Annotated in this window: 12 protein-coding genes; 10 read left to right on the top strand and 2 right to left on the bottom strand. The window is 73.1% G+C overall.

The window, feature by feature from the left end:
• Positions 1 to 208: 208 nt before the first annotated feature.
• Positions 209 to 2,866, bottom strand: a complete 2,658-nt coding sequence (locus tag ABZ497_RS17245) for a transglycosylase domain-containing protein (RefSeq protein WP_359805954.1) — start codon at positions 2,864 to 2,866, stop codon at positions 209 to 211.
• Positions 2,867 to 3,218: 352 nt separating this feature from the next.
• Here ABZ497_RS17245 and ABZ497_RS17240 point away from each other — a divergent pair, with 352 nt between their 5' ends.
• From ABZ497_RS17240 to ABZ497_RS17220, 5 genes are all read left to right on the top strand, one after another.
• Positions 3,219 to 3,920, top strand: a complete 702-nt coding sequence (locus ABZ497_RS17240) for a helix-turn-helix transcriptional regulator (protein ID WP_359805952.1) — start codon at positions 3,219 to 3,221, stop codon at positions 3,918 to 3,920.
• Positions 3,921 to 4,046: 126 nt separating this feature from the next.
• On the top strand, positions 4,047 to 5,129 hold the full coding sequence (locus ABZ497_RS17235; protein ID WP_329488781.1) for an inositol-3-phosphate synthase: 1,083 nt from the start codon (positions 4,047 to 4,049) through the stop codon (positions 5,127 to 5,129).
• 155 nt (positions 5,130 to 5,284) lie between these two features.
• On the top strand, positions 5,285 to 6,622 hold the full coding sequence (locus ABZ497_RS17230; protein WP_359805949.1) for an MFS transporter: 1,338 nt from the start codon (positions 5,285 to 5,287) through the stop codon (positions 6,620 to 6,622).
• Between the two features lie 95 nt (positions 6,623 to 6,717).
• Complete coding sequence (locus tag ABZ497_RS17225) at positions 6,718 to 7,380, top strand: hypothetical protein (RefSeq protein WP_352288546.1); 663 nt, start codon at positions 6,718 to 6,720, stop codon at positions 7,378 to 7,380.
• A gap of 61 nt (positions 7,381 to 7,441) precedes the next feature.
• Positions 7,442 to 8,470 carry a hypothetical protein gene (locus tag ABZ497_RS17220; protein WP_359805946.1) on the top strand — a complete coding sequence of 343 codons (1,029 nt, stop codon included), beginning with the start codon at positions 7,442 to 7,444 and terminating at the stop codon, positions 8,468 to 8,470.
• 74 nt (positions 8,471 to 8,544) lie between these two features.
• Here ABZ497_RS17220 and ABZ497_RS17215 read toward each other — a convergent pair whose 3' ends face one another.
• A complete protein-coding gene (locus ABZ497_RS17215) occupies positions 8,545 to 9,969 on the bottom strand; it encodes a CCA tRNA nucleotidyltransferase (protein ID WP_329492175.1) in 1,425 nt (474 codons plus the stop codon).
• A 381-nt stretch (positions 9,970 to 10,350) separates the two neighbouring features.
• Between ABZ497_RS17215 and ABZ497_RS17210 the strand changes: the two genes are divergently transcribed.
• From ABZ497_RS17210 to ABZ497_RS17190, 5 genes are all read left to right on the top strand, one after another.
• Complete coding sequence (locus tag ABZ497_RS17210; RefSeq protein WP_359805943.1) at positions 10,351 to 12,894, top strand: DUF6049 family protein; 2,544 nt, start codon at positions 10,351 to 10,353, stop codon at positions 12,892 to 12,894.
• A gap of 61 nt (positions 12,895 to 12,955) precedes the next feature.
• The gene (murJ, locus tag ABZ497_RS17205) at positions 12,956 to 15,469 is read left to right on the top strand and encodes a murein biosynthesis integral membrane protein MurJ (protein WP_359805940.1); all 2,514 of its coding nucleotides are present in this window, start codon (positions 12,956 to 12,958) and stop codon (positions 15,467 to 15,469) included.
• 305 nt (positions 15,470 to 15,774) lie between these two features.
• Positions 15,775 to 17,679, top strand: coding sequence for a protein kinase family protein (locus tag ABZ497_RS17200; protein WP_359805939.1), 1,905 nt, complete (start codon positions 15,775 to 15,777; stop codon positions 17,677 to 17,679).
• A gap of 88 nt (positions 17,680 to 17,767) precedes the next feature.
• The gene (gene sigM, locus ABZ497_RS17195; RefSeq protein WP_359805974.1) at positions 17,768 to 18,586 is read left to right on the top strand and encodes an RNA polymerase sigma factor SigM; all 819 of its coding nucleotides are present in this window, start codon (positions 17,768 to 17,770) and stop codon (positions 18,584 to 18,586) included.
• Complete coding sequence (locus ABZ497_RS17190; RefSeq protein ID WP_359805938.1) at positions 18,583 to 19,593, top strand: zf-HC2 domain-containing protein; 1,011 nt, start codon at positions 18,583 to 18,585, stop codon at positions 19,591 to 19,593. The genes sigM and ABZ497_RS17190 overlap by 4 nt, the downstream gene beginning before the upstream one ends.
• The last annotated feature ends 219 nt before the right edge of the window (positions 19,594 to 19,812 follow it).

Below are 19,812 nucleotides of genomic sequence, written 5' to 3'. Positions count from 1 at the left end.
CGGCCCGGGGCCGATCCGGCGATTCATGGCCAAATGACGAGAATGCCGGTGCCGGCGGGGCGGGGACCGGCGGGACGAGGCAGGGCGGGGCAGGGCGGGGCAGGGCGGCGCCGCGCCCCCCGGCCGGGAACGACGGAACGGCGGTGGCGGACCTCCGAGGAGGTCCGCCACCGCCGTTCGCACGTCTCGCGCCGCTCGGCGCCGGGCGTCAGGGCGCCGCCGCGCCCTGCTGGGCACCACCCGTCGGACTGGGCGACATGGTCGGCTTGGTCGGCTTGGTGCTGCTGGGCGCGGGCCCGGTCGACGCGGTCGACGACGTCGGCTGCGGGGTGGTGCAGAGCCCCGGGATGAGGCAGGTGGGCGAGGATCCGCCACCGCCGTTGCCGCCACCGCCGGTCGGCGGCTGGGTCTTGGTCGGCGCCTGGGTCGGCACCGTGCCCGGGCAGTCCACGCCGGGCACACAGGCCGGCTGGGTGTTGGTGGGCTGCGTCGGCTGCTGCGCGCCCGGGTCCGGCGCGGTGGGCGCCGTGGTCTCGGTCATCGTCGGCGAGGAAGAGGGCGAGGCCGTGCTCGGCGCCCCGGAGGAGTCCACCTGGGTGCCGACCGGCTGCGGCGTCGGGAAGTCCATCTTCTTCTCGTTGGCCAGGGCGGCCTTCATGTACCGGGTGAAGATGTCGGTCGGGGTGTCACCACCGTGCACCGAGTCCTTGCCGCCGGTGCCGTTGAGCGACAGGCGCTCGTGCTTGGTCGGGTCCTCGCGCCACATCGCGACGCTGGTGGCCAGCTGCGGGGTGTAGCCGACCCACCAGGCCGACTTGTTCTCGTCGGTGGTACCGGTCTTGCCGGCCACCGGGCGGCCCAGCGCGTTGCTCTTGGAGCCGGTACCGTTCTTCGCCACGTTCACCAGCACGTCGGTGACGTTGTCCGCGACGGCCGGCTCCAGCGCCTGCTTGAGCTCGGGCTTGCTGAAGCCCGGCCGCGCCGTGCCCTTCACCTCGACCTTGGTCACCGAGTAGGGGTCGGCCTGCTTGCCGCTGGCCGCCAGGGTCGCGTACGCGTCGGCCATCCGGATCGGGCTCACGGTGGAGGTGCCGAGCGCGAAGGTCGGGGTCTTGGGGTCGGCGAAGCTCTCCTTGCGCACGCCCATCGCCTCGGCGATGTTGGCCACGTTCTGGCCGCCGACGTCCTGGTTGAGCTGGACGAACGGGACGTTGAAGGAGTTCTGCATGGCCGCCCGCAGCGAGACGTAGCCGCGCTTGCCGGCGTCCTCGTTCTTCTGCCGGTACGGCTTGCCGTCGTCACCGATCACCAGCGAGCCGTCCGGCTTGCGGATCTCGGACAGGTCGTCCGAGAGGTAGCGGCTGTCGGCGTTGATCCGCTTCGGCTGGCCCTTGTCGTCCTTCGCGGTCTGCACCCCGACCTGCATCGCGGCGGCCAGCACGAAGGGCTTGAAGGTCGAGCCGACCTGGACGCCCTTGGCGTCCGCGTTGTTGTCGAAGTGCTGGTTCTCCACGCCGTCGCCGCCGTATATGGCGACGATCGCACCGTCGCCGGGGCGGACGCTGGCCGCGCCGAACTGGACGAAGTTGTCCTTCTCGGGCCGCTTCTGGACGTTGAGCGTCTCGCCCTTGACGTCGTCCACGGCCTTCTTGAGGGCGTCGACCTTGTCCTTCTCGAAGGTCGTGTAGATCTTGTAGCCGCCCTTGTCGATCGACTGCTGGGTGATCGTCGGGTCCTTGGACATCATGAACTTGTTCGCGGTGTCGACCAGGTAGCTGATCTCGCCGTTCATGTTGGTCGGCGGCTTGCGCGGGATCGGCTCGGGGAACGCGGTGCACTTGGCCCGCTCCTCCGCCGTGGCGTTCTTGGTGGTGACCATCCGGTTCAGGATCCAGGTCCAGCGCTCCACGGCGCGGTCCTTGTTCGCCGCAATGGTGGGGTCGTACAGTGCGGCGCCCTTGAGCAGACCGGCCAGCATGGCGCTCTGGCAGATGTCGAGGTCCTTGGCGTCGATGCCGTAGTACGCCTGGGAGGCCGCCTGGATGCCGGTGGCCCCGCGGCCGAACCAGCTGACGTTCAGGTAGTCCCGCAGGATGTCGTTCTTCTCCGTCTCCTGATTGACCTTCAGGGTGATGAAGAACTCGCGCACCTTGCGGCTGAGCGTCTGGTCCTGGCTCAGGTAGGCGTTCTTGACGTACTGCTGGGTGATCGTCGAGGCGCCCTGGGTCTCGCCGCCGGTCGCCATGTTGTACACGGCGCGCATCATGCCCACGGGGTCGATGCCGCTGTCGGTGCGGAAGGTGGCGTTCTCCGCGGCGATGACGGCGTTCTGCACGTTGGGACTGATGTCGGCGAGCTCGACGATCTGCCGGTTGGTCTCGCCCTTGCGGGCCATCTCCGAGCCGTCGGCCCAGTAGTAGATGTTGTTCTGGTCGTTCACCAGGTCGTGGATCTGCGGGACGGTGGTGGACGCGTAGGCGTACCAGACCCCGCCCACGCAGGTCGCGAAGAAGACCAGGAAGCCGGTGAGCCACTGCTTCCACGACGGCAGCCAGCGGCGGACGCCCTGCTTGCCGAAGCGCGGGTAGTCGATGAACCGTTTCTTGCCGGGCTTGCCGGGCTTGCCACCGCGGTCATCCGCACCGGCCGCCGCCGCGCCGCCGGCGCGCTTGCCGCCCCTCTGGGCCGCCTTGCGCATCTCGGCCCGGGTCATCCGGGGCTGCTGCGCGGTCTCCCGGACACCCGCCGGACGCCGGCGGCCGGGACCGTCCGGGCCGGGCCCGTCCTGTCCCGCGCCGCCCGGGCGGCCGTTGTCACCCGGGGGCTGCCCGCCACCGTCGGCAGACCTCCGCCGTCGTTCGCTCATGTTCCAGCTACTCCTCGCCAGGCGGTCGAGCCTGAAGGCAGGGTTCACGTCCGATGCCCGCAACCGCCCTAACCCCGGAGGTGGTCCTCGTGCACACGCGACAGCGTACGCAGCCGAGAACCGCACCTAATCGGGCATCAGGTATCAATGCCCGCAAAACGGCGGCAGATCATTACATGCCCGTTGCCAAGCACACCTGCGCGTCGCCTTGTGATCACATTCACGCGTGCCCCCCTTGCTCGACCGGGGACCCAGGTTTACTGTTCTCGATATATCGAGCCGATACATCGGCACGGCATACCGCCGGAGACGGCGGGCCAGGACCCGGCCTGGAGGAAGGAGGACGACGGCATTGGGCAGGCGCTCAGGAGTGCTGGAGTTCGCCGTTCTCGGCCTGCTCCACGACGCCCCGATGCACGGGTACGAGCTGCGCAAGCGGCTCAACGTCCTGCTCGGAACGTTGCGCGCGTTCTCCTACGGAACGCTCTATCCGTGTCTGAAGAGCCTGGTGGCCCAGGGCTTCCTCGTCGAGGACAACCCGGACGACGAGTACGTCCCGGCCACCGCGCTCAACGGCAAGCGGTCCAAGATCGTCTACCGGCTCTCCCCCGAGGGCAAGGAGCGCTTCGAGGAGCTGCTGGCCGACTCCGGCCCCGACGCGTGGGAGGACGAGCACTTCGGCGTCCACTTCGCGTTCTTCGGCCAGACCGACCGGGCCGTGCGGATGCGCGTCCTGGAGGGTCGCCGCAGCCGGCTGGAGGAGCGCCTCGAACGGATGCGCAACTCGCTCGCCCGGGCCCGCGAGCGGTTCGACGACTACACCGTCGAGCTGCAGCGGCACGGCCTGGAGTCGGTGGAGCGCGAGGTCCGGTGGCTCAACGAGCTGATCGAGACCGAGCGGGCCAACCGCAGTGGCCGGACCGGACCGCTCACCGGCGGGTCGAGTACCGCAGGATCCGACAAGACTTCGGACGGCCGTGGCCAGGAGGCCGGATCCCCGGATCCGCCCGGGCCACCGTACGACCGCCCGGGGCGCTCCGACCAGGAGCGCTGACACCGCGTCCGCCCTGTGCCGCGCGGTAGGAGTGGGCGCCTCGCGCCCGTCAGGCATTCATCGAAAACGCAGGACGAGCGCCGCCGAGCACCGGCGGCCCTCATGAGATCACAGGGAGCAACCGGAATGGGTTCGGTTCGCGTAGCCATCGTGGGCGTGGGCAACTGCGCCGCGTCGCTGGTGCAGGGTGTCGAGTACTACAAGGACGCCGACCCGGCCGGCAAGGTCCCCGGCCTGATGCACGTCCAGTTCGGTGAGTACCACGTCCGTGACGTGGAGTTCGTCGCCGCCTTCGACGTCGACGCCAAGAAGGTCGGCTTCGACCTGGCCGACGCCATCGGCAGCAGCGAGAACAACACCATCAAGATCTGCGACGTGCCGCCGACCGGTGTCACCGTCCAGCGCGGCCACACCCTCGACGGCCTCGGTAAGTACTACCGGGAGACCATCGAGGAGTCCGACGAGGCCCCGGTCGACGTCGTCCAGGTCCTCAAGGACCAGCAGGTCGACGTTCTCGTCTGCTACCTGCCCGTCGGTTCGGAGCACGCGGCGAAGTTCTACGCCCAGTGCGCCATCGACGCCAAGGTCGCCTTCGTGAACGCCCTCCCGGTGTTCATCGCGGGCACCAAGGAGTGGGCGGACAAGTTCACCGAGGCCGGCGTGCCGATCGTCGGTGACGACATCAAGTCCCAGGTCGGCGCCACCATCACGCACCGCGTGATGGCCAAGCTGTTCGAGGACCGCGGTGTCGTGCTCGAGCGCACCATGCAGCTGAACGTCGGCGGCAACATGGACTTCAAGAACATGCTCGAGCGTGAGCGCCTGGAGTCCAAGAAGATCTCGAAGACGCAGGCCGTCACCTCGCAGATCCGGGACCGTGAGCTGGGCGCCAACAACGTCCACATCGGCCCGTCCGACTACGTGGCGTGGCTCGACGACCGCAAGTGGGCCTACGTCCGCCTTGAGGGTCGCGCGTTCGGCGACGTCCCGCTGAACCTCGAGTACAAGCTCGAGGTCTGGGACTCCCCGAACTCCGCCGGTGTCATCATCGACGCCGTGCGCGCCGCGAAGATCGCCAAGGACCGCGGCATCGGCGGCCCGATCCTCTCCGCGTCCTCGTACTTCATGAAGTCCCCGCCGGTCCAGTACTTCGACGACGAGGCCCGCGAGAACGTCGAGAAGTTCATCAAGGGCGAGGTCGAGCGCTGAGCTCGATGACGATCCCGATCGTCGGGCGCCCGGGTTCCGGGCGCTGAGCACAGGACACGCGCTGAACGGGTCCACGGTCCGCCGTGGGCCCGTTCACCGTTTTCCGGCGAATGTTTCACGTGAAACACGGACCGGTTCCATGGCAGTCTGGGCGGGTGGCGATCACGGACAACGGCAGCACCGACCAGACCGCGCACCGCGCCACGCTCCTCGGCCTGCTCCGCGGGCGAGATTTCCGCCGACTACTGACCGCCCGGGTGCTCTCCCAGCTCTCCGACGGCGTCTTCCAGGTCTCGCTCGCCGCCTACGTGGTGTTCTCCCCGGAGAAGCAGTCCTCCCCCGCCGACATCGCCTCGGTGCTGGCCGTGATGCTGCTGCCGTTCTCCGTGATCGGCCCGTTCGCCGGCGTGCTGCTGGACCGCTGGCGCCGCCGTCAGGTGCTGTTCTACGGCAACCTGGCCCGGTTCGGGCTCGGCCTGGTCACCGGCGGCCTGCTCCTGGCCGAGGCCCCGACCGCGCTGTTCTTCGCCTCCGCGCTGCTGGTCACCGCGCTCAACCGGTTCATCCTGGCGGGCCTGTCCGCGGCGCTGCCCCGGGTCGTCCCGCAGGACCAGCTGGTGACCGCCAACGCGCTCTCCCCCACCCTGGGCACGGTCGCCGCGGCCTCCGGCGGAGGCCTGGGCTTCCTGCTGCACCAGGTGCTGACCCCCGGGCCGAGGGCCGACGCGGCGCTGGTCACCGTCGCCGCGCTGCTCTACCTGTCGGCCGCGCTGGCGGCCCGCCGGATGGACCGGGACCTGCTGGGGCCCGAGCACCGCACCGACCGCCCGCCGCTGGGCCGGGCGCTGGTGCTGGCCGCCCGCGACCTGGGCGCGGCCGTCACCCATCTGGTCCGGGACTGCCGGCCCGCGGTGCACGCCCTCGCCGCCGTCACCGCGGCCCGGTTCTGCTACGGCGTGCTGATCGTCGTCCTGGTGATGCTCGCGCGCTACACCTTCAACGACCCGGGTGACAGCGCCGCCGGACTGGTCACCCTGGGCCAGGCGGTCGGTCTCTCCGCCGCCGGCTTCTTCCTCGCCGCGGTGATCAGCCCGTGGTGCACCCGCCGGCTCGGGCTGGGCGGCTGGATGACGCTCTGCCTGGCGGCTCCGGTGGTCTTCGTGCCCGCGCTCGGCCTGGGCTTCTCCCTGGTGCCGTGCCTGATCGCGGCGCTGCTGCTCGGCGTGGTCACCCAGGGCACCAAGATCTGCGCCGACACCGTCGTCCAGGAGTCGGTCGAGGACGACTACCGCGGCCGCGTCTTCGCCATCTACGACGTGCTGTTCAACGTCGCCTTCGTGGCCGCCGCCACGGTGACCGCGCTGGTGCTGCCGCTCTCCGGCCGCTCGGTCGGGGTGGTCGTGGGAGTCTCCCTGGTCTACGCGCTCGCCGCCGTGTGCTATCTGCGGGCGGCCCGGCGGACCGGACCGCTCCCCGGCGACCGGGTGTCCTGAGACCGCGCACCCTCGGAACCTGCCCCGTCCGGGTGAGTCGCTAAGGTACGTCAGATCTGTCGGAGCGACAGCACTCTGTCTCGGGGGAGAACCTGATGAGCACACCGCCCGGTCCGTACGGACCGCCGCCCCAGTACGGCTATCCGCAGGCCCCCGGGCCGGGCGTTCCGCCCCAGGGCGGACCGCCGTACGGTGCTCCGCCTCCGCAGTACGGCCCGCCCCAGCCGGCGCCCGCCGGCTACGGACAGCCGCCGGCCTACGGCTACCCGGCCGCGCCGCCGCCCGCCCCGGCCGCCCCCGGGTACGGGCAACCCCCGTACGGTCCGCCGCCCGGCGGCCAGGCCCCGTACGGCCAGCAGCCGCCGTACGGGCAGCAGCCCCCGTACGGGCAACCGCCCGCCGAGCCGGCGCGCAAGACCGGGACCAAGGCCAAACTGAAGGCCGGCGTCGCCGTGGTCGGCGGCGCCGCGCTGGTCGTCGGCTACTTCGTCAGCGGCCCGAGCGTCAGCAGCGCCAAGGCGGGCGACTGCGTCAAGGCCAGCGGCTCGCGCAGTGTCGACATCGTCAAGTGCACCGACAGCAAGGCCAATTACAAGGTGCTGGCCACGTTCGACAGCACCGACACCAGCCGCTGCAGGCAGACCGTCGGAACGACCAGCACCGTCTCGGGCAAGAGCGGGCGGCGCTGGAACAAGAAGCGCTACGTGCTCTGCCTCGGTCCGCTGACCACCGGTGTGCCGCCGGTCAAGAAGTCCTGACCCCTTCTCCTCACCGCTCACCTTCCACGGGGGACCCCCTTTGTCCGTTCCACCTCCCCAGATGCCGTACGGCGCCCCGCCGCCGGCCGACGCCAACCCCTACGCGGCCGGCAATCCGTACGGCGCCCAGCCGCCGCCCGCGGCCCCGCCCGGCTACGGCTACCCCGCCGCGCCGCCGCCGGCCGCACCCGGGTACGGCGTGCCCGCACAGCCCGCACCGCCCGGTTACGGCTACCCGCAGCAGCAGGCCGGGTACGCGCAGCAGCCGCCCCAGGGGGGACCGGTCTGCCGGTTCTGCGGCGGCTTCCCCGCGGTGGAGACCACCGTCCGCGGGCACCAGGGCATCATCATCGTCATGCGGTTCCTGAAGCAGCCGGGGCCGTTCTGCCGCACCTGCGGCACCGCGGTGGTCCGCGACATGTCCGCCCGCACCCTGGTCCAGGGCTGGTGGGGCTACCTGTCCTCGATCATCACGCCGATCACCCTGCTGCGGAACCTGGCCGCGCACAACAAGATCAAGGACCTGCCGCCGCCCGCCCCCGGCACCCACGGCCCGCAGCTCGACCCGGGCGTCCCGCTGACCAAGCGGCCGCACATGCTGATGCTGCTGCTGCCGATCCTCTCGATCACGTCGTTCGTCATCCTGATCACCACCGGCGCGCTGCTCGGGGCGAACCACCGCAGCGCCACGCCGTACCACCCGATCGTGCTGCCGCCGCCGGCCACGGTGTCCATGCCCCCGATGCCGTCCTTCTCGCTGCCGCCGATCCCGGAGATCACCACGCCGGGTGCGGCGAAGCCGTCCTCCCCGGCCGGGGCCTCCTCGGTGCCCAGCGACATCGACCGGGCCAAGGCCGGCGACTGCCTGCGCAACGAGAACGGAACGGGCGCCACCCACGACCCCAACCCGCGGATCACGATGCTCGCCTGCTCCGACTCGCGGGCCCAGTACAAGGTGCTGCGCAAGATCCTCGCCTCCAGCGACGACAAGGCGTGCGACAACGTGCCGAACTCGGACAGCAGCTACACCCGCGAGGCGTCCACCGCGGCGCTGAGCTACGTCCTCTGCCTCCAGGGGATCAACGGCTGACGGCCCACCGCCACGACGCGGGAGGGGTGGTCCGGGGAGTCCCCGGGCCACCCCTCCGGCGTGCCGCGCCCTGCTCAGCCCTGCTGGGCCGCCCACCAGGCACGGAGGGCGGCGACCGCCTCCTCGTGCTCCAGCGGGCCGTGCTCCAGACGCAGTTCGAGCATGTGCTTGTACGCCTTGCCGACCTGCGGACCCGGCTTGAGGTCGAGCAGCTCCATGATCTGGTTGCCGTCCAGCGCGGGGCGGACGGCGTCCAGCTCCTCCTGGGCCTTCAGTTCGGTGATCCGCTCCTCCAGCCCGTCGTACGTCCGGGAGAGCGCCGCCGCCTTCTTCCGGTTGCGGGTGGTGCAGTCGGAGCGGGTCAGCTTGTGCAGGCGCTCCAGCAGCGGCCCTGCGTCGGTGACGTAGCGGCGCACCGCCGAGTCGGTCCACTCGCCGCCGCCGTAGCCGTGGAAGCGCAGGTGCAGCTCGACCAGGCGCGAGACGTCCTCGGTGAGCTCCTTGGAGTACTTGAGCTCACGCATCCGCTTGCGGGTCATCTTGGCGCCGACCACCTCGTGGTGGTGGAAGGAGACCCGGCCGTCGGACTCGAAGCGCCGGGTCCGCGGCTTGCCGATGTCGTGCAGCAGCGCGGCGAGGCGCAGCGTGAGGTCGGGGCCGTCCTGCTCCAGGTCGATGGCCTGCTCCAGGACGGTCAGCGAGTGCTCGTAGACGTCCTTGTGCCGGTGGTGCTCGTCCCGCTCCAGCTTCAGCGCCGGCAGCTCGGGCAGCACGTGGTCGGCCAGGCCGGTGTCGACGAGCAGCCGCAGGCCCTTCACCGGGTGGGCGGCGACCAGCAGCTTGTTGAGCTCGGCCTGGACCCGCTCGGCGGAGACGATGGTGATCCGCTCGGCCATCGCGGTCATCGCGGCGACCACCTCGGGGGCCGGCTCGAAGTCCAGCTGGGCGGCGAAGCGGGCGGCCCGCATCATCCGCAGCGGGTCGTCGGAGAAGGACTCCTCCGGGGTGGCGGGGGTGCGCAGCACCCGGGCCTCCAGGTCGTCCAGACCGCGGTGCGGGTCGACGAAGCCGCGGTCGGGCAGGTCGACGGCCATCGCGTTGACGGTGAAGTCACGGCGGACGAGGTCCTGCTCGATGGTGTCGCCGTAGGTGACCTCGGGCTTGCGCGAGGTGCGGTCGTACGCCTCGGAGCGGTACGTGGTGATCTCGATCAGGAAGGAGCCCTGCGGGGTGTCCTTGCGGGCGCCGACGGTGCCGAAGGCGATGCCGACGTCCCAGACGGCGTCCGCCCAGCCCTTCACCAGCTTCAGGACCTCGTGCGGACGGGCGTCGGTGGTGAAGTCCAGGTCGTTGCCGAGGCGGCCGAGCAGCGCGTCCCGGACCGAGCCGCCGACCAGCGCGAGCCGGTGCCCGGCGGCCTGGAAGCGGCGGGCGATCTCGTCGGCGACCGGGGACACCCGGAGCAGTTCCTGCAGCCCCCGGGTCTGCGCCTCGCTCAGCCCTGGGACGGCCTGGGTGGCGATGCTGGAATGATGGGCGCCGGACTCGTGGGCGGTGGGCTCATTGGCAGTGGACACGGCTCACAAGGGTACGTGGCCCGGCGGCCCCGCTGCCCGCGCGTTTTCCGGTGCTCACTCCAAGGCCCGCAACACTGCACCACCCGCCGCATCGTTACCATGCCGGGTGGAGCGAGTCTCGGGCACCGGCGAGGAGCCGCGGTGCCGCGCGCCGGCACGGCCGACCGGACCGTCGGGCGGACGCGTTCCTCACCACCGATCCACCGATCCACCGATCCACGGCCGGTCCTCTCCGGCCGGCGGGACATCCGCAGCAGTACAGCATCAAGCAGCGAGCAATCGAGAACGGCGAGGGCGAAGCGCGTGGGCGAGCCGGCACGGCACTCGGGCCTGGAGGCGGACGGACACCCTGGGCGGGCCTGCGAACGCACCGGAGGCGGCGCCGACGGGCGGGGCCCGGGGCGCCGCCCGGCGCGTGCCGTCCGGCGGCTGGCGGCCGTCCTCGGCGCCGCGCTGGCGCTGCTCCCGGCCGTGCCGGCCGGAGCGACCGGGGCGTCGCCCGCCGGGGGCGGCCGTCCGGCGGCCGGGACGGCGGTCTCCGCCGAGTACCCGGTGGTGATGACCATCGACGGCGTGAACAAGCCGGTGGCCGTCCAGAACGGCACCGTGACGATCACCGGGCAGGTCACCAACGCCGGTCAGTCGGTGCTGAAGTCGGCCCACGCCGCGGTGCGCAAGCCCTGGCAGGGCCGGCCGCTGACCACCCGCAGCGATCTGACCGTGACCGCGGGCCGGACCAATCCGGTCGGCGCGGACGGCGTCGACCTGGACAGCCCCCAGTACGCGCTGAACGAGCTGGGCCCGGGCCAGAGCCAGCCGTTCACGCTGAGCGTCGCGGTGGCCGACCTCCAGCTGTCCGGCGGTGAGGGCGTCTACGAGCTCGCCGTGGACGTCTGGGGCTCGACCGGCGACAACCAGCACGACCGCCCGCTGGGCATCGCCCGCACCTTCCTGCCCTACACCCCGTCCACGGCCGAGGCGCAGCCCTCCAAGCTCACCACCGTCTGGCCGCTGGTCCACGCCCCGGTGCTGGCCGCGCAGACGATGTCCGACAACGACCAGAGCATCCCGGTGCTGCGCGACGACAGCCTGGCGGCGGAGTTCGCGCCGGGCGGCCGGCTCTACGAGCTGGTGGAGACCGGCGCCACGCTGCCGAACCTGACCTGGGTGGTCGACCCGGACCTGCTGGACACCGCGTTCGCGATGACCAAGCAGTACCGGGTGCAGAAGCCCGGCACGGAGAAGAAGGCGGCGAAGGAGGACAACACCGTCGCGGGCAGCGGCTCGGCGGCCGCCACGGCCTGGCTGGAGAAGCTGCGGGCCGCCGTGGCGAAGGCGGGCAGCCAGGTGGTGTCGCTGCCGTACGCCGATCCGGACCTCGCCTCGATCGCGCACAACGCCGCCGAGCTCCCGGGGGTGGACGCCGCGCTCGGCAAGGCCGCCACGGCGGGCCGGCTGACCGTCGAGGGCCGGCTGGCGGTGGACACCCGCTCGGACGTGGCCTGGCCCTACCAGGGCTACCTGGACCAGCAGATCGCGGCGATGGCCCAGCGCACCGGCAGTTCCCTGGTGCTGGTCAACGGCGCGAGCCTGCCGGAGCCGGACGCGTTGAAGTACACCCCGACCGCCGTGCGCCCGATCGGCAGCGGACAGAACGCGGTGGTGGCCGACGAGACCGTCTCCGCGCTGTTCGACCGGGACCTGAACACGCCGCAGGAGCAGACCCTGGCGGTCCAGCGCTTCCTCGCCGAGACCTTCGTGATCTCCCGGCAGGAGCCGCAGAACCCGCGCGGTCTGCTGGTGATGCCGCCGCGCGACCTGACCGCCGGCACCGCCAAGGCGCTCGCCACCGCCGTGCTGGCGGCGCAGGCCGGCAGGTGGGTGGACCCGGTCAAGCTGGACACGCTCGCCCAGGCCGCGGCCGATCCGAAGGCCAACACCGCCGTCCCGGCGGCCACCGACTACCCGTCGCAGGCCCGGGCCTCGGAGCTGCCGTCCTCGGCGCTGACCGACACCATCAGGATCCAGAGCGATCTGGACACCCTGATGCGCGTGCTCACCCTGCCCCAGCGGGTGCGCGGCCCGTTCAGCGCCGCGATGGTCCGCTCGATGTCGACCGAGTGGCGGGCGCAGGCGCCGGAGGGCTCCGTCTACCGGGACGGCGTGGCGGGCTACCTCAGCGAGCTGACCAAGGCGGTGTACGTCCCCAAGAAGAACGTCATCACCTTCGCCGGTGACACCGGGGTGCTCCAGGTCAGCGTGCGCAACGACCTCACCCAGCCGGTCACCAACCTCAAGCTGGTGCTGCTCCCGGGCCAGGCCAACCGGCTCAAGATCCGGCCCGCCGAGGAGCTGGTGCTGCCCGCTTCGCAGAGCGTCACCCTGCGGTTCCCGGCCGAGGCCCAGAACAACGGGCCGGTGTCCGTGACCGCCCAGCTCTGGACGACCGGGCCGAACCCGCAGAAGTACGGCGACGCGCAGGTCTTCACCGTGGAGGTCACCTCGGTGACCAACGGGGTGCTGTACGTCTTCGGCGGCGGTCTGGTGCTGCTCCTGCTGGCGGCCCTGCGGTTCTTCCGCCAGCGCAAGCGCCGTGCGGAGGACGACGGCGACGAGCCGTACGGTGACGCGCCGCTGGACGACCACCCGCTCGACGACGCCCCGGCGGCCGGCGACGGGGCAGCCGACCGGCCGGCCCGGCCCGAGGAGGAGGCGGACCGGGCGGAGCCCGCGGCGGCGGACGGGGACGGCCAGGGGCCGGAGCGTGGAGGAGCCGCGCAGACACCGCGCGGCAGCACCGCAGATGGCCGGGATCGGACCACCAGTGATGAGAAGGTTGGTCCTTGACACCGCCGATACCCGCCCGTTTTCTCCGGGGCGGCCTCCCCCACGACATCGAAGAGGTGACATGACCGGGCGCAGCGAGGAGCGGCCGCCGGGCCGCGGTGAGGGCCGGCCGGGTGCCGAGTCGCCGTCCGGCGACTGGTACGTGGCCGACACCTACGCCCAGGACCCGTACGCGGCCGACGCGTACCAGGGTCCCCAGGACGGCCAGGACCCGTACGGTCTGCGGGCCGCCCGGCCGGCCGAGCCGCAGCCGCCGGTCGCCGCGTACGACGTGCCGCCGCAGCTGCCGCCGCAGAACGGCGGCTACCCGACGCCGGTCCCCCCGGCGACGTTCGCCCCGCCCGTCCCGCCGGTGCAGCCCGGCTGGGACACCCCGGTGCAGCAGGGCGCGGCCCACCAGGGCGCGGCCGAGCAGCCGGTGGCGGCCTGGCAGCAGAGCGCGCCCCACTGGGAGCAGCCGGCCCCGGTCGGCGGCCAGTGGGGCGGCCAGGAGCAGCCGCACCAGCAGCAGTGGCAGCCCGGTCCGGCCCATTCGGCCTGGGACTCCGAGAGCACCGAGTACGTGGGCGTGGACGGCCTGTTCGGCGGCCGGTCCGCCGAGGCCGCGGCCCAGCAGCCCCCGACTCCGCAGCCGCCGGCTCCCCCGATGACGGCCCAGCCGCCGGTCGGACCGGCGCCGTTCCCGTCCTCCGCGCCGTTCCCCCCGGCCGGCGCGTACCACGGGAACCCGGGCCACCCCGGTCCGCAGGGCTACCGCGACGGTCCGGAGGGGCAGCGCCCGTTCGTGCCGCCGATCGAGTTCGACCCGCCGCTCTCCGAGGAGGAGGCCACCATGCAGGTGGCGGCGGTCCAGCTGCCGCCCGCGGTGGAGCCGCTGGAGGAGCTGGCCGCCGAGGCGCCCGCCGCACCGGCCCCCGCCCCCGCCACCGGCGGCAAGGTGTCGAGCCTGCTGAACTCCAGCGCCATCATGGCGGCCGGCACGCTCGTCTCCCGCGGCACCGGCTTCCTGCGCACCATGGTGATCGCCGCCGCGATCGGCCTGGGCGTGATGGGTGACTCCTACAACGCGGCGAACACCCTGCCCACCCTGCTCTACATCCTGATCGGCGGCGGCGCCCTGAACGCCGTCTTCGTGCCGCAGCTGGTCCGCAGCATGAAGAACGACGCGGACGGCGGCACGGCCTACGCGAACCGGCTGCTCACCCTGGTGATGGTGGGCCTGGCCGGGGTGACCTTCGTGGCCGTGCTGGGCGCTCCGCTGCTGGTGCAGCTGATCGCGCACCCGCTCATGGGCAACGCCGCCAGCGCCGACACCACGGTGGCCCTGGCCCGGTACTGCCTGCCGACCATCTTCTTCATGGGCGTCCACGTGGTGATGGGGCAGATCCTCAACGCCCGCGGCCGCTTCGGCGCGATGATGTGGACCCCGGTCCTGAACAACATCGTGGTGATCTTCACCTTCTCCGCCTACCTCTGGGTCTACGGCGGCGCCGGCACCACCCAGGTCAGCCCGGAGACGATCTCCCCCGAGGGCGTCCGGCTGCTCGGGATCGGCACCCTGGTCGGCCTCGCCGTCCAGGCGCTGTCGATGGTCCCGTACCTGCGGGCGGCCGGCTTCCACTACCGGCCGCGCTTCGACTGGCGCGGCCACGGCCTGGGCAAGGCCGCCCGGCTGGCCAAGTGGACCTTCTTCTTCGTGCTGGCCAACCAGGCCGGCTACCTGGTCATCACCCAGCTCGCCACCTCGGCCGGGGACTCCGCCGCGAAGGGCGGCCACGGCGGTGTGGGTCTCGTCGCCTTCTCCAACGCCCTGCTGATCTGGCAGCTGCCGCAGGCCGTCATCGTCGTCTCGATCATGAGCGCGGTACTCCCCCGGCTCTCCCGGGCCGCTGCCGACGAGGACGCCGGCGCGGTGCGCGACGACCTCTCGCACGGGCTGCGCAGCACCGCGGTGGCGGTCGTCCCGGCCGCGTTCCTGTTCCTCTCGCTCGGCCCGGCGATCGGCCGCGCGATCTACGCCGTGGGCGGCAACGAGGTGGCCCTGGACAACGCCACCAACGTCGGTCTGATGCTCTCCGCCTTCGCCCTGGGCCTGATCCCGTACTCGGCGCAGTACGTGATGCTGCGCGGCTTCTACGCGTACGAGGACACCCGGACGCCGTTCTCCAACACCGTCTGGGTGGCGGCCTGCCAGGCCGTGTTCTCCCTGCTCTGCTGGATCGTCCTGCCGTCCGAGTGGGTCGTGACGGGCATGGCGTTCGGGTACGGTCTCGCGTACGCCGTCGGAGTGACGGTGGCGGTGCCCAAGCTGAAGAAGAAGATCGGCGGCCTGGACACCAAGCGGATCGGCAAGACCTACACCCGGCTGATCACCGCCTGTGTGCCGGCCACCCTGGTCGGGCTGGGCGTCAGCCTGGCGGTCCAGCAGGTCATCGACGGCTGGACCGGCAGTGTGCTGACCATCGTCCTGGCCGGCGGCGTCCAGCTGGCCGTCTTCGTGCTGATCGCGAAGAAGCTGCGGATCGAGGAGCTGAACGCCATGCTGGGCATGGTGCGCGGCCGACTGGGTCGCTGACCCTTCGTACCAACCGGTCCGTCCGGACGGCGCCCTGACCGGGCGCCAACCGGACGGACCGGACTCTCCGCCCCCACGGGCGGGTGCTGGGCCGCCGTCGGTGTCCGGGATCGCCCGGGACCGAGCCGGCGGCCCAGTGTCGGATCTGCACCACATCTCTCCACCGGCACGCAACCGCGGGTACCTTTCAGCGGTCGTACTCGGTGGAGAAGAGTGGGCACAATTGTCCTGGAGCACAGGGCCTCGGCCCGAGCGCTCCAGCGACTCTCTCAGGCCGGGGCGACACAAGGGGAGGCAGGACCACGGTGGCTGATGGCACCAAGGCGGTCGTCGACACGTCAGCAGCTGACGGGGCGGCGGACGAAGCCGCACTGGCCGCGGCGATCGACGAGCTCGCCGAGACGGCCCCGTCCACCACGTCCGGCGAGGACGCCGAGGACGCCGACGAGGACCGGGCGAAGCCCGCGCGCCCCGCCGGCGAGGAGACCTCGGAGATCACCGCGCCGCTCTCCGCCGACGAGATCCGGGCCGAGCTCGCCGCCCGCGAGGCCGGGCCCAAGCCGGCCGCGGCGCCCGCCGGCCGGCCCTCCGGGCGCCCCCCGCAGGACCCGCAGCCGACCCACGACCCCCGTGACACCGCCACCCTCCCGCGGACCCTGCCCGCCCCGCTGCGGCACAGCGGCGACAAGGTCGGCCACCGGTACCGGCTGGAGGAGTGCATCTCCCACACCGAGACCTTCAGCAGCTGGCGAGCGGTCGACGAGAAGCTGCGCCGGGCCGTCGGCGTCCACCTGATGGCCTCCGGTCACCAGCGCGCCCGGGCGGTGCTGGCGGCCGCCAAGTCGGCCGCGCTGCTCGGCGACCCGCGCTTCGTCCAGGTCCTGGACGCCGTCCAGGAGGGCGAGCTGGTCTACGTCGTGCGGGAGTGGTTGCCGCACGCCTCCGACCTCGCCAAGCTGCTCGTCACCGGCCCGATGGAGCCGCACGAGGCCTACCAGATGGTCCGCCAGGTCACCGACGCGGTGGCCGCCGCCCACCGGCGCGGCCAGGCGCATCTGCGGCTCACCCCGCGCTGCGTGCTGCGCACCGACAGCGGCCAGTACCGGATCAACGGCATCGCCGTCGACGCCGCCCTGCGCGGTCTGCCCGCCGAGGGCGCCGACGAGGACGCCGAGCGCACCGACACCCGTGCCATCGGCGCCCTGCTGTTCGCCGCGCTCACCCACCGCTGGCCGTTCCCGGAGGACCGCTACGACCTCCAGGGCCTGCCGAAGGACCTCCGCGACGTCCCGCCGGACCAGGTCCGGGCCGGCGTCCACAAGGGCCTGTCCGAGCTGGCCGCGCGCGCCCTATTCGACCAGCCGCCGCACCACGCGGAGCCGATCTCCACCCCGGAGGAGCTGGCCAGGGCGATCGCGCTGATGCCGCGGATCCGCCCGCCCGAGCCGGAGCTGCCCGCCTTCACCCCGCCGCCCCGGCACACCACCCACGCACTGCCCACCGCGCCCAACCCGACCCGGGTGGTGGCCGCCCCCGGCGCCGGACCGGCGCCCGCCCCGGCCCGTCAGGCCCCGGTCCGGCGCACCCGCCGCCGGCTGCGCCGGGCGCTCAAGGTGACGGCCTGGACGGTGGCCCTCGGCGCGATCGGCGTCGCCTCATGGCAGCTGGTGGACCACCTGCGCAACCCCGGGACCTCCGTGGCCGCCGTCGACCCCTCGCCCTCCGGGACGTCGCCGACCGCGCACACCGCCCCGCACCCGCCGGTGCCGATCCAGATCAAGGACGCCCAGGCGTTCAGCCCGTCGGGCGAGAACAAGTACTCCCCGGCCAAGGCCTTCGACGGCGACCCCGGCACGTCCTGGGTCAGCTCCTGGTACAACGACCAGCTGGGCCCCAAGCCCGCCCTCCGGGACGGCATCGGCCTGCTGCTCGACCTCGGTTCCCCGCAGGCCGTCAGCTCGGTCAGCGCGCAGTTCGTCGGCAGCACCACGGCGGAGTTGCGGATCCCCGGCCCGCAGGCGGCCGGCGACCCGGCCAAGGCACAGCCGGGCGACTTCACGGCGGTCGGCAAGCAGAGCGGCACCACGCTCGACTACGCCCTGGAGAAACCGGTCACCACCCGCTACCTCTTGCTCTGGATGACCAGCCTGCCGAAGGATACGGACGGCAAGTACAAGGCCTACGTCTCCGAGGTCAAGGTCTCCGGCTGACCGGAGCCCGACCGGACGGGCACGGCAGGACGCCGCGCCCCGGCCGACGGGGCGGGGCGGCACGACACGGAACGGGCGAGGGGTGGCAGTGGCGGACGGGGCCGACCGGACGGACGACGACGCGGCGCTGCTCGCCCGGCACGTCGCCGGCGACCGGGCCGCCTTCGGCCTGCTGGTCGACCGCCACCGCGACCGGCTCTGGGCGGTCGCCCTGCGCACCCTGGGCGACCGCGAGGAGGCCGCCGACGCCCTCCAGGACGCGCTGGTCTCCGCCTTCCGCGCCGCCCACACCTTCCAGGGCCGCTCGGCCGTCACCACCTGGCTGCACCGGATCGTCGTCAACGCCTGCCTGGACCGCGCCCGGCGCACCGCCGCGCGGCGCACCAAGCCGCTCGACGACGACCCGCAACGCCTCGACGCCATGGTCGGCTCCGCCGAACCGGCCGACTCCCCGGTGGTCCGCGCCGAGCTGTACCGGGAGGTGGCGGCGGCGCTCGGCGAGCTGGCGCCCGAGCAGCGGGCCGCGCTGGTCCTGGTCGACATGCAGGGCTACCCGGTCGCCGAGGCGGCCGAGCTGCTGGGCGTGCCGGTCGGCACGGTGAAGAGCCGCTGCGCCCGCGGCCGGGCCCGCCTGCTGCCCCTGGTGCGGCACCTGCGCGAGGGCCGCGGCGCCGATGTTTCACGTGCAGCCGGCGTTTCACGAGCAGCCGATGTTTCACGTGCAGCCGATGTTTCACGTGAAACGGGGCCCTCGGGAGCAGCCTCTCCGGACGGTGCCGGACCGTCGGGAACCGCCCCGGGCGGCCGCGCCGCGCCCCCGGGGAACCCGCCCGGGGCCAGGACCGTCAGAGGAACAGGCCCCGACACCGGTCGGCCCCTTCTGGAAGGAGACGCGAGCACGCGATGACGGCCCCCCTCTCCTCCCCCGACCCCGTCGGAGCGCACCCCTCCGTCGACGAGCTCGCCGACCTCGCCGAGGAACTGGTCGAGCCCGCGGCCGCCGAGGCGCTGCGGGCGCACCTGGCCGGCTGCGCCGACTGCCGCGAGACCGCCGAGGCGCTCGCCGGGCTCGCCACCCTGCTGGCCGGGGCACCGGCCCCGGTGATGCCCGCCGACATCGCGGCGCGGCTGGACGCGGCCCTCGCGGCCGCGGCGGCCGACGCCGACGCGGCCGACCCCGGCACGCCCCCCGCCACGGCTCCCGAAGGCCCCCACACGGGCGCCGGGGCCCCCTCCCGGTCCATGGACCCGGCCGCCGCCCCGCGCCCTGCCACAGCCCTCCTCGGGCCGCCCCGACGGCCGGCCACGGCGACCTCCGCCACCGGTCCGGGCCGCCACCGCCCGCGCCGCCGACGGGGCGCGATCCTGCTCGGCGCCGCGGCCGCGCTGCTCGCGGTCGGCCTCGGCAGCTCGCTGCTGCTGCGGCCGGCCGAGCGGCAGACGGCGGACACCGCCTCCGCCCGGGCCGCCGCGACGGCTCCCTCGGCCGGCCCCAAGGCGCAGCTCTCGACCGGCGGCACCGCGTACCAGGACGACCGGCTCGCGGCCCAGGTGCAGCAGCTGCTCGCCCGTAGCGGCGCGACCCCCGACGGCCGGGCCGAGACGTCCGGGTCCGCCGCGCCACCGGCCGACGGCGGACCGGGGCTGGGCCCGGGCGCGACCCGCGAGCCCTCCGCCTCGTCCGCGCCGGCACCCACCGACGGCGGACCGGGCCTCGGCCAGGGCGGCAGCGCCCCGGCCTGCCCGGCCCCCGCCGACGGACCGCTGCTGGCCTCCGAGCGCGGCAGCTACGCCGGTGACCCGGCCGAGCTGCTGGTGTACGGGGTGGCGGGCAGGGCCGACCGGGTCGACGTCTACCTCCGCGCGCCGGACTGCGGCCCGGTGCTGCTGCACCGCACCGTCCCGGCCCCCTGACCGGCGCGCCGACCGGCGCCCCGCGGCAGGACCGCCGAAAAGGCGCACCCATGGGCCGCGGGCGCGCCGGGAGACCGGCTCCGGCCGCCCGCCGCGCCCGCACCGTTCCCGTGCGATCCACGCCGGGTGCGGCCCGGCACTCCCACACTGCGGGCGCCTGGTGCCGATCGGCCTGGGAATGCGAGAGACTGGTCAGTCGTTGTCCCGGGCGGCGGAGCA

The sequence above is a fragment of the Kitasatospora sp. NPDC005751 genome (genome assembly GCF_040630835.1).
Classification (GTDB): Bacteria; Actinomycetota; Actinomycetes; order Streptomycetales; family Streptomycetaceae; genus Kitasatospora.
The sequence above is the reverse complement of the archived record's forward strand: the minus strand, read 5'-3'. Positions and strand labels throughout refer to the sequence as shown.

Coding starts and splice junctions, on each gene's coding strand:
- ABZ497_RS17220 (WP_359805946.1), top strand. CDS start 7,442: ATGCCGTACGGCGCCCCGCCGCCGGCCGACGCCAACCCCTACGCGGCC.
- ABZ497_RS17225 (WP_352288546.1), top strand. CDS start 6,718: ATGAGCACACCGCCCGGTCCGTACGGACCGCCGCCCCAGTACGGCTAT.
- ABZ497_RS17235 (WP_329488781.1), top strand. CDS start 4,047: ATGGGTTCGGTTCGCGTAGCCATCGTGGGCGTGGGCAACTGCGCCGCG.
- ABZ497_RS17190 (WP_359805938.1), top strand. CDS start 18,583: ATGACGGCCCCCCTCTCCTCCCCCGACCCCGTCGGAGCGCACCCCTCC.
- murJ (WP_359805940.1), top strand. CDS start 12,956: ATGACCGGGCGCAGCGAGGAGCGGCCGCCGGGCCGCGGTGAGGGCCGG.
- ABZ497_RS17245 (WP_359805954.1), bottom strand. CDS start 2,866: ATGAGCGAACGACGGCGGAGGTCTGCCGACGGTGGCGGGCAGCCCCCG.